The following is a 13,424-nucleotide window of genomic DNA, read 5'->3' on the forward strand; positions in this document are numbered from 1 at the left end:
GCAACCGCTACTTCCACTCCACGCTGGCGAGCACCGCGTCGAAGATCTCGACAGCCGTGGCGGGGTCGAAGGTCTCCGGGTGGTTGAGGTCGAGCGTCACCAGTCGGCCGTTGTGCAGGGTGCCGAATTCCAGCAACAGCGTCTGATTGCGCTTCCCCCCGATCACGAACCCTTCGACGCCCGCGACGGTCCGGTTGGCCGTCCGTCGGTACGTCGCGGAGGTGTCCTCGTTCCACGTGTCGAGCGTGATGTCGGCGGCCTCTTCGAGCGAGCCGCTGTCCCAGAGGACATCGTGCGAACTGATGTCCAGCACTCCCCCGTCGATGACGGCCGTGGCGAGGATCGAATCGCCACTGTCGTCGATCAGCCAGTCGTACTCAGCAGGCACCCGGAACTTCACGGTGTTCTTCAACTGGACCTGCTCGCCGCCGGCCGCACTGGCGCTGACGCCGGGGGTGCCCTTCGTCGCGTCGGTTGCCGACGGCGTACTCGATGACTCCGTGGTTGCGCGCGTCGTCGGCGAGGCGGGCTCGTCGTCGGAGGTGCAGGCGCCGAGGGCCGCAGCGACGACCATGAACAACGATGCAGCGAGGACCCGAGAGTGCATGGGCAGCAGCCTATCGACGCCATCGGTTTCACCCTGCCGTCGTCCGGGTAGCCATGGAGGCAGTCACCTCCACAACTCGGGCGAAGGATCGTTCAGCATGGCGCTTCTGGATCTTGCAGGCTTCACCCAGGCAGACCTCGCCTCCGCCGGACCGCGGGAGCTCAGGGTCGTCGAGAGCGAGATCACCAAGGTGATCAAGGTTCTCAACGAGGAGTTGAGCAATCTCAAGGAAGTCGACTTCCCGGTGAAGGGACACATCTCCGGGCGCGCGTTCGGCGGCGGCCCGCCCTCACCCCTGCTGGCCGATCATCACGAGCGCGCCCACCGCGTCGTGGTCGACACCCTCGTCGACCTCCGCAAGGACCTGCGCGACTTCCGTACTGCGGTTCGTGAGGCGCGCGACCTGATCCGCAACAAGGACGAGGAAGCGGTCGGCGAGATCCAGCTGGTACTGGCCAAGACCGAGAGCATCGACCTCGGAGCCAATGCGTACCTGAACGCCCAGGTCGAGCACCAGAACGACGGAGGGACCAACTGATGGCCGGCGAGAACCTGCACCGCCTGCAGCGCTGGACCGCGGGCATGGACACCGATGACGTGCTGGAGGCGCGCGGCGCGTGGCACCGGGGGGCCGCGTCGCTGACCGACGTCCGACGGACGTTGAAGAAGGCCGCGCGCGATGTCGGCGACGGCTTCGGCGAGGAGTCCGGTGTCGCCGACTCTGCCGCCCGGGCGTTCCGCCTGGTCGCCCGGCGCCTCAAGGACAAGGAGGCGAAGATGATCCGGGCAGCCGACGTCCTGCTGTCCGTCCACACGGCGATGATCGATGCCCAGAACGCCCAGAACGCCACGCCGGAGCGCCCCTCGGACACTCCCCCCAAGCTCGAACAGTTCCCCGGCCTCCCCGTCGAGGCCACCTTCGAGTACGCCGTCGCGACGGCGCAGTACAACGTCGGCGTGATCGCCTACAACAACGCGGATCAGGATGCTGCGGTGAAGCTCGCCAGGCTCAACGACGCGTACTCCGAGGCGATCCTGGTCATGAAGACGATCCACGGCGATCCCAAGCTGCCCGTCGTGGTCGGCAGCGACATCGAGCCGAACGTCGATCCGCTCGACCCCGTCAAGCCGGTGGTCTGGCCCCACCTCCCCCACCTCCCCCGCCGCCCCCGCCCCCCCCCCCGCCGCCGCCTCCGCCCCCGCCGCCTCCGCCCGTGTGGCCACCGGTGATCGAGCCGGTGCCCATCGACCCGGTGGATCCGGTCGATCCCGTGGACCCGGTGGACCCGACCGCCCCGGGGCTCCCCGGCGGCCTCACCCACCCCGGCGTGATCGGCGGCGGTCTGGCTGCGGCCGGCCTCGCCGGCCCGGGCGCCATCAACGGTGTCCGCAACCTCCTCGGGCGCGGCGGACCGTCCAGCGGCGTCGGTGCCATCGGCAGCACGGGCCGTACGGGCGCACCCGGCTCACTCGGGCGTTCGGGCGCAGCACCGGGCGGAGCGACGGGCCGCAGTGGCGGTGCGGCACCCGGTGGCGGTGCCCGTGGAGGACGCGGTGGAGCGGGCGGCCGCGGTGGCATCGGTACCTCGGGTGGAGCACGCCGCAAGCGCAACGACGACCCGTCGCAGCACCAGGACCACTTCGACGACGGCGAGGACTGGATCGACGACGAGGGCACCGGGCCCGGCGTCCTCGGTTGAGGCGTCAGCCCGCCAGGACGTCGGTGACCGGCCGGCTCGAATCTGCCGGCAGGTCGAGCGGGGACGGCTGACGTCCTCGTTCGACCATCGTCGCGCCCAGGGCAGCGACCATGGCGCCGTTGTCGGTGCACAGTCCGGGCCGGGGCACCCGCACTCGAATGCCGAGCTTGCCGGCGCGCTCCTCGGCCATCGCGCGCAGGCGCGAGTTCGCGGCGACGCCGCCGCCGATCATCAGGTCCTCGATGCCTTCGGCCTTGGCGGCGTCGAGGGCCTTGCGTACGAGGACGTCGCAGACGGCTTCCTGGAACGACGCGGCGACGTCGGCGACCGGCACCGGTTCGCCGCTCCGCTCGCGCGCCTCCACCCAGCGGGCGACGGAGGTCTTGAGTCCCGAGAACGAGAAGTCGAAGCGGTGTCGCTCGAGGTCGCGGCGGGTCGACAGGCCACGCGGGAAGTCGATGGCGATCCGGTCACCCTCGCGGGCGACCCGGTCGATGTGAGGACCGCCGGGGAACGGCAGGCCGAGCAGCCGGGCGACCTTGTCGAAGGCCTCGCCGGCGGCGTCGTCGATGGTGGCGCCCATCGGGTCGATGCCGCCGTTGTGCCCGGTGATGTCGGTGACCCTGAGCAGGCTGGAGTGCCCGCCGGACACGAGCAGCGCCAGACAGGGCTCCGGCAGCGGACCGTGTTCGAGCTGGTCGACGGCGACGTGGGCAGCGAGGTGGTTGACGCCGTAGATCGGCAGGCCCAGGCCCAGGGCCAGCGCCTTGGCCGCAGCGACGCCCACCAGCAGCGCGCCCGCCAGGCCGGGGCCGTGGGTCACCGCGATCGCGTCGACGTCGGCCAGTTGGATGCCGGCCGTGTCACAGGCCCGCTGGATCGTGGGGACCATCGCCTCGAGGTGGGCGCGGCTGGCCACCTCGGGTACGACGCCGCCGAAGCGTGCGTGCTCCTCGACGCTGCTGGCGACCGCATCGGCCAGCAGGGTGTGGCCCCGCACGATGCCGACACCGGTCTCGTCGCAGGAGGTCTCGATGCCGAGGACCAGCGGCTCGTCGCGAATCACGGGACCATTGTGACGGGTGCCGTCAGCACGAGGGCCGTGGTGCCGTCCCGGTAGTAGCGAGCCCGCTTGCCGAGCTCGGTGAAACCGTGGCGTTCGTAGAAGCCGCGGGCCTCGATGTTGTCCTCGCGGACCTCGAGCAGCACCTGGTTCGCGCCGCCCTCCGCAGCCTGCGCGTGGACGGCGGCCAGCAATGCCGTGGCGATCCCCGACCGCCGAAGCGTCGGGAGTACGGCGATCCGCTGCAACTCGGCGACGTCGACAACACTCACGACGGCGTAGCCGGCGAACGCGCCCGCGAGGTCGGCGACGACGTACGACACCGTGGGCAGGGAGCCGCTGACTCCCTCGGCGACGAGGTTCGTCGACCACGGGTCGAGCGGGAACGCCTCGGCTTCCAGATCGACGATGGAGGGCACGTCCGCGGCGACAGCCGCACGGACGACCGACGACGTCACTTCGCCGGCGCTCCGTCGGGCAGCACGGCCTTGGCGGCACGCGGGATCTCGGCATCGGGACGCCGCAGGTAGAGCGGCTCGGGCCCGAGCACCTCCACCTGGTGCGCGATCACGGCTCGGGCCAGCCAGGCGGCGTCCGGTCGCAGCGGCGTTCGCGCGTTCGGGAAGGCGTCCGGATAGAGCGCCGCACCTTCGCCGACGACCGGCAGGTCCGTGGCGAGCACAGCAGGCCGCTCCACGACCGGCGCACTCTGCCTGCGGCCGTTGCCGTCGTACGACGCCAGGTAGACCTCCTTGCGTCGCGCGTCCGTGGCGACGAGGAAGTCGCCGTCCACCACGCCCGTGGCAACGGCCTCGGCGGCGAGGGCGTCGAGCGAGCAGACCCCGTGGACCGGGACGTCGAGCACGTGCGCCAGTGTCCGGGCGGTGACCAGGCCGACCCGCAGCCCGGTGAACGGGCCGGGACCGACGCCGACGGCGATGCCCGTCACGCCGCCCGGCGTGATGCCGGCGGCGGCGAGGACCTGCTCGATGAGCGGCGCCAGTTGTTCGCCGTGCCGCATCCCGATCTCCGAGGTCGCGGCAGCGACCACCTCGGTCCCGTCATGCAGGGCGACGGTGACCGACGGCGACGCAGTGTCGAAGGCGAGCAGCACGGCGTCGAGGCTACCGGCCCACCCGGGCCGGCCTCACTGCCAGGCGCGGACCCAGTCCACTTCGACCGTCGCTGCGTTGGCCGTCTGCTCGGTCGGGGCGTTCCAGCTGGAACCCCAGACCTGCGTCACGATGAGGTTGAAGGGCTTGTCGAACGGCTGCGGCCGGGTCAGGCCCAGCGGGTTCCAGATGTGCGAGAAGCAGAGCTTGCCGTCGTAGAAGAACCGCATCACCTGCGTGGTCCACTCCACCGCGTAGGTGTGGAACGCACTGCCGGACGTCGGCATCGCACAGTTGGCACCGGTGCTCAGCAGGGGCACTTCGCCGGAGTAGTGCACCGAGGGGTACATGTTGCTGGGGCGGGCGCTGAACCACTCGGCGACGTCGATCTCCCCGGAGAGCGGCCAGCGGCCGTACGCGCTGGCCTGGGGGAACAGCCACAGGGCCGAGTGCGCACCGGGGATCCCGGCGCCGGACGGCATCTTCGCCCGGAACTCGAAGCGACCGTAGGCCTGCCCGAATCGGTCCCGTGTCGTCACGGTGCCGGCCGTGGACGTGGTCGGGAAGTCGCCGTACGGGCTCGGACAGGTGAACTCCTCGAGCTGCCGGCGCGCCGACACCCGCAGTGTTCCGGACGCAACTGCGATCGTCGACGAATCGTTGACGTAGCAGTCCCGGTTGCCGCTGGTCATTCCGCTGTACGACGTCTCCTGGACCAACCACTTGCTGGTGTCGAGCGCCTCCCCGTCGAACTCGTCGCGGAAGGTGCAGGCGTAGTAGGTCCCGTCGGCGCGACGCGGCCGCACGCCGCAGGCATCGGTGGGGGCAGGAGCCGGCTTTGCCACGGGCGTGACGACCTTGCGGGGGCCGACCTGCCGGACGGCACTGGCCCGGCCACGGGAGACGACCCGGTACTTGCTCGTCCGCGTCGGGTAGTGGGTGGCGATCCGGTAGGCGCCCGAGCGCGAGGCGCGCGTCTTGCGGAGCGTGACCCAGCGGGTCGATCCGCGGACCTGCAGCCGGACGACGGCCCGCGGCGCTGCGCGACCGGTGAAGAGCACCGAGGTCGCCCGTTCGACGGGGCGGTCGAGAGCCGGCGACTTCTGGCGTGCTGCGGCCGCCTGATCGAGCGGCAGTCCGAGCGCGGCGAGGCACGACAACGCCACGACCAGCGCCCGCCACCGCGTCACGAAACCCATCCGCTCCCACTCCCCTTGACCCTCGATTCGAGGCTAGGAGCGGGAGATGGTTCGGCGGCACCTGCGCCCAGACGGACCACGCATGGTCATCAAGGGCGAGAATCTGGGACTGGGTCCCGGGACTTCTGCGGCGAGGGTCCCAACTGGAGCCCGCCAGAGACCGGGACCTAGAGGGTCGACGAAGCGGGGAGTTCCACGCCGAGCCATCGCACGCCGACCGGGTCCAGTTCAACGATCCGCGGATCGGCTTCCGGGTCGATCCCGGTGGCGCCGGCGTCACCGGTGGCGCGTCCGATGCGGACCTCGAGCCAGCCGTCGGCCAGCCCCTCGGCCAGTCCGCTCCCCCACTCGACGACCGTGACCGCCTGATCGAGGTCGGTGTCGAGGTCCAGGTCATCCAGTTCAGCGGTACCGCCGAGCCGGTAGGCGTCGACGTGGACGAGCGAGGGTCCGCCCGACAGCGAGGGATGCACCCGGGCGATCACGAAGGTCGGAGACGTGATGCTGCCGCGGACGTCGAGGCCGGCGCCCAGTCCCTGCGTGAAGGTGGTCTTGCCGGCGCCGAGTTCGCCGCTGAGCACCAGGACGTCTCCGGCCTGCAGGACCGATGCCAGGTGCTCGCCGAGTGAACGCATCGCATCGGCAGTAGGAATCTCGACGGTGCGCGGCACCGGCCGCGCCATCTCGACGTACGGCGGCTGGCGGGCAGTCTCCGCAAAGCCCATGTCGCGCCAGAACTGCACGGTGAGCGGGAGTTCCTCGCGCGCCAGGATGACCAGCCGCTTCAGACCGTCCCGTCTCCCGGCTTCGGCGAGGGCAGCGCGGACCAGGGCCCGCGCGATGCCGCGGCCCTGTGCACTGGGGTCGACACCGAACCGGCGCAGGTAGAGCGCGTCGCCGTCCGGATCGAGGACAACGGCGCCGACCGTGCGTCCGTCCAGACGCGCCAGCAGACCGCCACCGGGCGCGAGCAGGGCCGCGATCGAGGCCTCGGTCTCGCTGAGGGCATCGGCAGGCGGGTCCAGGACGGGGCGCGCGGCGAACGCAGCGCGCACCACGGCAAGCACCTCTGCGGCGGCCTCCTGGCCGACCACGATGACCTCGAGACTCACCGCGTTGCGGTCCTCGCGGTCGCGGCGGTGATCAGCTGGTCGAGCTCGGCGTTGACGAGTTCGTGGCGCTCCATGATCACCATGTGCCCGGCGCCCTCGCACTCGAGCAGCCGGGACTCGGGGATGCGGGAGTGCAGCTTGCGCGAGTGCCCGATCGAGGTGATCTTGTCGTTGGTCCCACAGATGATCGAGGTGGGAATCCGGCCGAGGCTCTCGACGTGGTCGAACTTGTCGAGGCTCGCGAAGTGCGGGAAGAAGTCGGCCACCACCTCGAAGGGCGTCGCTCCCAGCATGTCGTCGACGAACTCGACGTACCCCTGCGGGACCGGGCCACCGAAGGCGAACCGGTCGGTGATGACCGTGGCGACCGAACTGCCGGCCCTGCGCAGGACGTCGACGGCGCGATGGCCCAGGTGCAGGGTGCGGACCGCGCCACTGGCGAAGGGCCCGGTCAGTCGCGCGGGCAGCATGGGCAGCAGGATCCGGCTCGGGTCGAGCCCTCCGGCAGTGGTCGAGACCAGGCCGACCCCAGCCACGCGGGTCCCGATCAGGTCGGGGAACTGCTCGGCCAGCGCGACGATCGACATGCCGCCCATCGAGTGACCGACGAGGACGATCGGGCCTTCGGGTACGACGGCATCGATGACGTCCTTGAGGTCGCGGCCCAACTGGTCGATGGTGGAGTGCGCGCGGCCGGAGTTGCCGGACCGGCCGTGCGAACGCTGGTCGTAGTAGACCGTGCGCACCAAGCCGCGGTAGGCGGCGCGCTGGAAGTGCCAGCAGTCGAGGTTGAGGCAGAAGCCGTGGACGAACACCACGGTGACCGGCGGTGTGTCGTCCTTGGTACGACGAAGCAGCCGCTCGAGCGGACCGGTCGCTGCCGTGGCCGGCGTCGCGACATCGACCTCGTCGACCTCGACGTACAGGCGCACCCCGTCCTCGGCGACGATGCTGATCTCCGGCGAGCGCAGGGTGCCGAACGGGATGTCCTCACCCGCCCGCCTGCCGATCTGCCGTTGCTGGCGGACGACACCGACCGCCGTACCGGCCGCAGCGAGGCCGAGGGCACCGGCCACCGAACCCAGGATCCGACCGCGCTTCATGGGGTGTTCCCGGTGGTCGAGCCTGTCGAGACTCCCACGTAGCGTCGCGTCATCCGGCCACCGATCCTCGTCACGATCTCGTAGTTGATGGTGCCGCACGCCTCGGCCCAGTCCTGCGCCGTGGGGCCACCGGCCGAGGGCGGGCCGAAAACGACGACCTCGGTGCCGACCTCCGGCCGGTCGCCATCCAGGTCGACGACGACCTGGTCCATGCAGACGGTGCCGCGGATCGGGCGGTGCTTGCCGGCAATCCCGACCTGCGCCGCGGACCCGGGCGAACCGGGTCGCGAGGCGCTGCGCGGGATGCCGTCGGCGTACCCGATCGGCACCAGCGCGACGGTCGTCGGGCGGTCGGCGATCCAGCGGTGTCCGTAGGAGACCCCGTCACCGACGGCGAGGTCCTTGACCATCACCAGCGGTCCCCGAACGGTCATCGCCGGCACCAGTCCGATGTCGGTGGCCTGGCCCGGGGCCGGGTCCAGTCCGTAGAGCGCAATGCCGCAGCGCACGGCATCGAAACGGGAGGACGGCCGCAGGATCGTGGCAGCCGAGTTGGCCAGGTGGCGCAGTTCGGGACGCAGGCCGTGTGCCTCGGCCAGAGCAATCGCCTCGCGGAAGGCCTGCTCCTGGCGGTCGTTGGCCGGGTGCGCGGGCTCATCGGCGCACGCGAAGTGCGACCAGAGGCCGGTGACCGTCCAGTCGCCTGCTTCCTCGCCGGCGCGCGCCCGGTCGAAGACCTCTGCCCAGGCTGCTCGCGGCGCTCCCCCGCGGGACAGGCCGGTGTCGACCTTGAGCTGGATCCGCGCTGGCTCGGTCCGGCCGGCGAAGGCGGCGGCCATCTCGTCGAGTTCGTCGACGGAGTAGGCGGAAACCTCGATGCCGGCGTCGGCGGCAGCGGCGTACGGGGCGCCCGGGGCCGTGATCCAGCACAGCAGCGGACCGTCGACGCCGGCCGCACGCAGGGCAAGGGCTTCCTCGATGGTGGCCGTCGCCAGCCACTCGGCGCCGCCCTGCTGCGCGGCACGGGCGCACTCGACCATGCCGTGGCCGTAGCCGTCGGACTTCACGACCGCGATCAGCGGGACGCCGGCGGTCTCGCGCAGCAGTCGCGCGTTGGCGCGGATCGCGTCGAGGTCGACGACGATCTCGGCAGGGCCCAGAGGCGCCGACGTGCTGGACATGGCTCCGATCCTCCCATCACTCCGTGTCGAGGGATGCGATGAGGGCCGCAACGAGGGAGGGGAGCGCGGCCGCGACATCCGACGCGACGATCGGTCCACCCGCCGCTGCCTGGGTGGCCGCGGCACCGTGCAACCAGGACCCGACCGAGGCCGCGTCGAACGGATCGAGGCCACCAGCCAGCAACGCGCCGATCACGCCGCCGAGGACGTCGCCGGCCCCCGCCGTCGCCAGCCACGGGGTGCCCGAGGTCGTCACGCGGACCCGCCCGCCCGGTTCGGCGATCACGGTGTGCCGCCCCTTGAGGAGTACGACGGCGTCGTACTCGTGGGCAGCGCGGAGCGCGAAGGACAGCGATTCGGCTTCGACCGCCGCTCGGTCGACGCCGAGCATCCGGGCCAGTTCGCCGGCGTGCGGCGTGAGGACCGCGGGCCGTCCGCGCGCCAGGTCGGCGAAGGCAAGGGCATCGGCGTCGACGACCACCGGCACCTCGTCGGCAAGGGAGTCCCGCAACGCCTGCTCGGCCGCGGTGTCGCTGCCCGAACCGACGACCCAGGCCTGGACGCGGCCGGCGCCGACGACCTCGGGATGGCGATCACGGACCCAGTCGTTCACGGCCGGATCGCCGTCGTACCGCACCATCCCCGCGAGGCCGCAGGTCGCGCCAGCGACGCTGAGCAGGCCCGCGCCCGGATAGGTCGCGGAGCCGGCGCGGATGCCGACGACACCACGGGTGTACTTGTGTGACGCCGGACCCGGACGGGGCAGCAACGCCGCCACGTCGGCCGGCTGGAGCGCTTCCATCGACGCCCACTCGGTGGTTGAGGTGGTCTCGACAGGCTCGACCTCCGGTAGTCCGATGTCGACGAGCTCGAGCGCTCCGCAGGCCAGCGCGGCCGGGTCGAGGAGGTGGCAGCCCTTGTGGGTGCCGAAGGTGACCGTCAACGCGGCCGTGACATGAGGCCCGTCCACGGCACCGGTGTCGACATCGACTCCCGACGGCACGTCGACCGCGACGACGGGGATCCCCTCGAGCGCAGCGAGTGCGGCGACAGCGTTGGGCCGCAGGCCCGGCCGGCCACCGATGCCGACGATTCCGTCGACCACCACATCAGGCCGAAAGCTCGTCGAGTAGCCGCGAGGTACGAGCGGCGTATCGAGACGCACCACCCGTCCGCCCACTGCCCGCAAGGCCGCCACCCCACCTGCATGCGCCTGCTCCGACAACAACCACGCCTCGACCTGCACGCCCCGCCGCGCGAGCACCACGCCGGCGTACAACGCATCACCGCCGTTGTCGCCCGACCCGACGAGCAACACGACCCGACGCCCGTACGCCGAGCCCAGGAAGTCGAGCACCGCGTAAGCGAGGCCGTGTGCGGCCCGCTGCATGAGCGCGCCCTCGGGCAGTTCGGCGAGCAGCAACGCTTCCGCAGCGCGGACCTGGTCGACCGTGTGCGCGCGGATCACAACGGACTCACAGATCGAGGTGAAGGCGAAGGGCGTCGTCCAGGTCCGACATCAAGTGACCGGGCACCCGCCCCAACACGGCGCCGATGCGCTCGACTGCCACCGATCGAACCTGTTCGGCCTGCGCCTTGGAGTCGAGACGCAAGCCCGTTTCCTCGGATGGCAACAGGGTCTGGAACGGCAGGATCCGCTGCACATTGCTGGTCACCGGGACCACGGTGACCACCCCTCTCCCCAGTCTGTCGGCGGCGGCGTTGGCTCGGTCGTTGCTGACCACCACGGCCGGGCGACGCTTGCTTGCTTCGCTGCCCCGCGCCGGTTCCAGGTCGACGAGGCGAACCTCACCGCGCCGCACGATCCAGCCCATCCGACGTCGCAGCCGCCCAGGCCGCCTCCTCGCCGGAGCTCTCCCACTCGCGCCAGGCGGCGTCGTAGTCGTCTTCGAGCGACGCCTGCCGAAGATGGCGGACGGCCAGTTGGACGACCGCCGACCGCGACGCAAGGCCGGACTCGCGCGCGTAGGCATCGATCAAGGCAACATCGCCGTCGGTCAGACTGACGCTCAGCTTCATGACACGATCGTACCCCGGTAGCACATGTGGTGCTACCTGAATGCTACTCAGTCCTCAAGGACGACGACCGCCGAGGCGATGCCGCCGTCATGGGTCAGCGAGAGGTGCACCGAACGGACACCGAGCAGGTCGGCCTCGGCGAGCACGGTCCCGCGCAGCACGAAGCGTGGCCGTCCGGACTCCTCGGAGACCACCTCGGCGTCGTGCCAGGCCATGCCGCGCGGGGCGCCGAGCGCCTTCGCGAGGGCTTCCTTGGCGGCGAACCGGGCGGCCATCGAACTGATGTGCCGACCGCGTTCGGCCTCGACGAAGAGCTTCTCCACCAGCGCAGGAGTACGACGACACGACTCCTCGAACCGGGCGATCTCGCACACGTCGATCCCGACCCCCACCACGGCCATGAGGCGTTACTCGACCGTGACGGACTTGGCGAGGTTCCGGGGCTGGTCGACGTCGTGGCCCAGTGCCGTGGCCAGTTCGCAGGCGAACAGTTGCAGGGGCACGATCGCCACCAGCGGCTGGAGCAGCACCGGCACCTTGGGCAACCGGATCAGCACGTCGGCGTACGGCTCGATCGAGGTGTCGCCGACCTCGGCCAGGCAGAGCGTGCGGGCACCACGGGCCCGGACCTCCTGGATGCCGCTGAGCATCTTCCCGTGGAGTTGGTCGCGACCCTTGGGCGGGACGACGCAGAACACGGGGAGGCCTTCTTCGATCAGGGCGATCGGGCCGTGCTTGAGCTCGCCGGCGGCGAAGCCCTCGGCGTGGATGTAGGCGAGTTCCTTGAGCTTGAGGGCGCCCTCGAGGGCGACCGGGTAGCCGGCGTGGCGGCCGAGGAACAGGACCGAGCGGGTGTCGACGTGGGCGTGCGCGAGCTCGTAGACGGACGCGGCGTCCTTGAGCACGGTCTCGATGTGCCCGGGCATCGCCTCGAGCTGCTCCATGATCTCGTCGATCTCGTCGCCGAAGCGGGTGCCCTTGACCTGCGCGATGTACAGCGCGAGGAGGTAGCAGGCGACCAGCTGGGTGAGGAACCCCTTCGTCGACGCGACGCCGATCTCGGGCCCGGCGTGGGTGTAGATCACGGCGTCGGACTCGCGCGGAATCGACGAGCCGTTGGTGTTGCAGATCGCGAGCACCTTGGCCTTCTGGGACCGCGCGTGGATGATCGCCTGCAGCGTGTCCGCGGTCTCCCCCGACTGGCTGATCGCGACGATCAGGGTCGTGGAGTCGATGATCGGGTCGCGGTAGCGGAATTCCGAGGCCAGCTCGACCTCCACCGGCGTGCGGGTCCAGTGTTCGATGGCGTACTTCGCGACCATGCCGGCGTAGAACGACGTGCCGCAGGCGATGATGATGATCTTGTCGATGTCGCGGAGCTCCTCGTCCGCGAGGCGCATCTCGTCGAGCTGCAGCTGTCCTGCCGCCGTACGACGGCCGATCAACGAGTCCGCGACGGCGCGCGGCTGCTCGAAGATCTCCTTGCGCATGAACCAGTCGTGGCCGTCCTTCTCCGCAGCGGAGAGGTCCCAGTCGACGTGGAAGCGCTTGGCCTCGACCGGGCGGCCCCAGAAGTCGGTGACCTGGACGTCGTCCCGGGTCATCACGACGATCTGGTCCTGGCCGAGCTCCAGCGCCTCGCGGGTGAACTCGATGAACGCGGCGACGTCGGAGCCGAGGAAGTTCTCGCCCTCGCCCAGGCCCACGACCAGCGGCGAGTTCCGGCGTGCCGCGACGACCGTGTCGGGGTCCTGGCTGTCGATGGCGACGAGCGTGAAGGCGCCGTCGAGCTGCTGGCACACACGCTGCATGGCGGTGATCAGGTCGACACCGGACTGGACCTGGAGCTCGACGAGGTGCGCGACGATCTCGGTGTCGGTGGCGGAGAGCAGTTCGTGGCCGTCGTCCTCGACGCGGGTGCGGAGTTCGACGAAGTTCTCGATGATGCCGTTGTGCACGAGGCCGACCCGGCGGGCCGACCCGGTGTGCGGGTGGGCGTTGACGTCGTTCGGCGGTCCGTGGGTGGCCCAGCGGGTGTGGCCGATGCCGATTCCGGACGTGGGCATGGGCTCGTCGTCGAGGACCTTCTCGAGGTTGGCCAGCTTGCCGGCCTTCTTCTCGATGAACAGGTCGCCGTCGCTGACGACCGCGACTCCCGCCGAGTCGTAGCCGCGATACTCCAGCCGCCGCAGACCGTCGATGACTGTGTCCTGAGCCGACCTGGGCCCGATGTATCCGACGATCCCGCACATGGTCGATGAGTCTACGGTGGACGCGGCCTCACACCTGCAGTGGCGCACTGGAAGA

16 protein-coding genes are annotated in these 13,424 nt (G+C 70.7%); 3 read left to right on the forward strand and 13 right to left on the reverse strand.

Annotated features, from left to right (window positions below):
- Positions 1-7: 7 nt before the first annotated feature.
- Positions 8-607: a hypothetical protein gene (locus HRC28_RS22260; protein WP_182377551.1), complete on the reverse strand. Its 600-nt coding sequence runs from the start codon at positions 605-607 to the stop codon at positions 8-10.
- Positions 608-704: 97 nt separating this feature from the next.
- Between HRC28_RS22260 and HRC28_RS22265 the strand changes: the two genes are divergently transcribed.
- Genes HRC28_RS22265 through HRC28_RS22275 form a run of 3 tightly spaced genes read left to right on the forward strand, consistent with a single transcriptional unit; the run spans position 705 to position 2,307 of the window.
- Positions 705-1,145 carry a hypothetical protein gene (locus tag HRC28_RS22265; RefSeq protein ID WP_182377552.1) on the forward strand — a complete coding sequence of 147 codons (441 nt, stop codon included), beginning with the start codon at positions 705-707 and terminating at the stop codon, positions 1,143-1,145.
- Complete coding sequence (locus HRC28_RS22270; protein ID WP_182377553.1) at positions 1,145-1,837, forward strand: hypothetical protein; 693 nt, start codon at positions 1,145-1,147, stop codon at positions 1,835-1,837. Before HRC28_RS22265 ends, HRC28_RS22270 begins: the two co-directional genes overlap by 1 nt.
- An 8-nt stretch (positions 1,838-1,845) precedes the next feature.
- Positions 1,846-2,307 carry a hypothetical protein gene (locus HRC28_RS22275; RefSeq protein ID WP_182377554.1) on the forward strand — a complete coding sequence of 154 codons (462 nt, stop codon included), beginning with the start codon at positions 1,846-1,848 and terminating at the stop codon, positions 2,305-2,307.
- 4 nt (positions 2,308-2,311) lie between these two features.
- On the opposite strand, the gene tsaD is transcribed toward HRC28_RS22275, so the two are convergent.
- From tsaD to glmS, 12 genes are all read right to left on the reverse strand, one after another.
- Positions 2,312-3,370, reverse strand: coding sequence for a tRNA (adenosine(37)-N6)-threonylcarbamoyltransferase complex transferase subunit TsaD (gene tsaD, locus HRC28_RS22280; RefSeq protein ID WP_182380897.1), 1,059 nt, complete (start codon positions 3,368-3,370; stop codon positions 2,312-2,314).
- Positions 3,370-3,828 (reverse strand): ribosomal protein S18-alanine N-acetyltransferase, encoded by a 459-nt coding sequence (gene rimI, locus HRC28_RS22285; RefSeq protein ID WP_182377555.1) that lies wholly within the window; start codon positions 3,826-3,828, stop codon positions 3,370-3,372. Before rimI ends, tsaD begins: the two co-directional genes overlap by 1 nt.
- Positions 3,825-4,484: a tRNA (adenosine(37)-N6)-threonylcarbamoyltransferase complex dimerization subunit type 1 TsaB gene (gene tsaB, locus HRC28_RS22290; RefSeq protein ID WP_182377556.1), complete on the reverse strand. Its 660-nt coding sequence runs from the start codon at positions 4,482-4,484 to the stop codon at positions 3,825-3,827. Before tsaB ends, rimI begins: the two co-directional genes overlap by 4 nt.
- A gap of 33 nt (positions 4,485-4,517) precedes the next feature.
- Complete coding sequence (locus HRC28_RS22295) at positions 4,518-5,681, reverse strand: glycoside hydrolase family 16 protein (protein ID WP_182377557.1); 1,164 nt, start codon at positions 5,679-5,681, stop codon at positions 4,518-4,520.
- Positions 5,682-5,848: 167 nt separating this feature from the next.
- Positions 5,849-6,793 (reverse strand): tRNA (adenosine(37)-N6)-threonylcarbamoyltransferase complex ATPase subunit type 1 TsaE, encoded by a 945-nt coding sequence (gene tsaE / locus HRC28_RS22300; RefSeq protein ID WP_182377558.1) that lies wholly within the window; start codon positions 6,791-6,793, stop codon positions 5,849-5,851.
- Positions 6,790-7,896 carry an alpha/beta hydrolase gene (locus tag HRC28_RS22305; protein ID WP_182377559.1) on the reverse strand — a complete coding sequence of 369 codons (1,107 nt, stop codon included), beginning with the start codon at positions 7,894-7,896 and terminating at the stop codon, positions 6,790-6,792. Before HRC28_RS22305 ends, tsaE begins: the two co-directional genes overlap by 4 nt.
- A complete protein-coding gene (gene alr / locus HRC28_RS22310; protein ID WP_182377560.1) occupies positions 7,893-9,077 on the reverse strand; it encodes an alanine racemase in 1,185 nt (394 codons plus the stop codon). The genes HRC28_RS22305 and alr overlap by 4 nt, the downstream gene beginning before the upstream one ends.
- A 16-nt stretch (positions 9,078-9,093) precedes the next feature.
- The gene (locus tag HRC28_RS22315) at positions 9,094-10,545 is read right to left on the reverse strand and encodes an NAD(P)H-hydrate dehydratase (RefSeq protein ID WP_182377561.1); all 1,452 of its coding nucleotides are present in this window, start codon (positions 10,543-10,545) and stop codon (positions 9,094-9,096) included.
- Between the two features lie 7 nt (positions 10,546-10,552).
- Positions 10,553-10,912 carry a type II toxin-antitoxin system PemK/MazF family toxin gene (locus HRC28_RS22320; protein WP_272902645.1) on the reverse strand — a complete coding sequence of 120 codons (360 nt, stop codon included), beginning with the start codon at positions 10,910-10,912 and terminating at the stop codon, positions 10,553-10,555.
- On the reverse strand, positions 10,887-11,117 hold the full coding sequence (locus tag HRC28_RS22325) for a ribbon-helix-helix protein, CopG family (RefSeq protein WP_182377562.1): 231 nt from the start codon (positions 11,115-11,117) through the stop codon (positions 10,887-10,889). Before HRC28_RS22325 ends, HRC28_RS22320 begins: the two co-directional genes overlap by 26 nt.
- A gap of 47 nt (positions 11,118-11,164) precedes the next feature.
- On the reverse strand, positions 11,165-11,518 hold the full coding sequence (locus HRC28_RS22330; RefSeq protein ID WP_182377563.1) for a holo-ACP synthase: 354 nt from the start codon (positions 11,516-11,518) through the stop codon (positions 11,165-11,167).
- Positions 11,519-11,524: 6 nt separating this feature from the next.
- On the reverse strand, positions 11,525-13,369 hold the full coding sequence (gene glmS, locus HRC28_RS22335) for a glutamine--fructose-6-phosphate transaminase (isomerizing) (RefSeq protein WP_182377564.1): 1,845 nt from the start codon (positions 13,367-13,369) through the stop codon (positions 11,525-11,527).
- Between the last annotated feature and the right edge of the window lie 55 nt (positions 13,370-13,424).

The organism is Nocardioides sp. WS12 (assembly GCF_014108865.1).
Classification (GTDB): Bacteria; Actinomycetota; Actinomycetes; order Propionibacteriales; family Nocardioidaceae; genus Nocardioides.

Coding starts and splice junctions, on each gene's coding strand:
- HRC28_RS22260 (WP_182377551.1), bottom strand. CDS start 607: ATGCACTCTCGGGTCCTCGCTGCATCGTTGTTCATGGTCGTCGCTGCG.
- HRC28_RS22265 (WP_182377552.1), top strand. CDS start 705: ATGGCGCTTCTGGATCTTGCAGGCTTCACCCAGGCAGACCTCGCCTCC.
- HRC28_RS22270 (WP_182377553.1), top strand. CDS start 1,145: ATGGCCGGCGAGAACCTGCACCGCCTGCAGCGCTGGACCGCGGGCATG.
- HRC28_RS22295 (WP_182377557.1), bottom strand. CDS start 5,681: ATGGGTTTCGTGACGCGGTGGCGGGCGCTGGTCGTGGCGTTGTCGTGC.
- HRC28_RS22305 (WP_182377559.1), bottom strand. CDS start 7,896: ATGAAGCGCGGTCGGATCCTGGGTTCGGTGGCCGGTGCCCTCGGCCTC.
- alr (WP_182377560.1), bottom strand. CDS start 9,077: ATGTCCAGCACGTCGGCGCCTCTGGGCCCTGCCGAGATCGTCGTCGAC.
- HRC28_RS22320 (WP_272902645.1), bottom strand. CDS start 10,912: ATGGGCTGGATCGTGCGGCGCGGTGAGGTTCGCCTCGTCGACCTGGAA.
- HRC28_RS22325 (WP_182377562.1), bottom strand. CDS start 11,117: ATGAAGCTGAGCGTCAGTCTGACCGACGGCGATGTTGCCTTGATCGAT.
- HRC28_RS22330 (WP_182377563.1), bottom strand. CDS start 11,518: ATGGCCGTGGTGGGGGTCGGGATCGACGTGTGCGAGATCGCCCGGTTC.
- glmS (WP_182377564.1), bottom strand. CDS start 13,369: ATGTGCGGGATCGTCGGATACATCGGGCCCAGGTCGGCTCAGGACACA.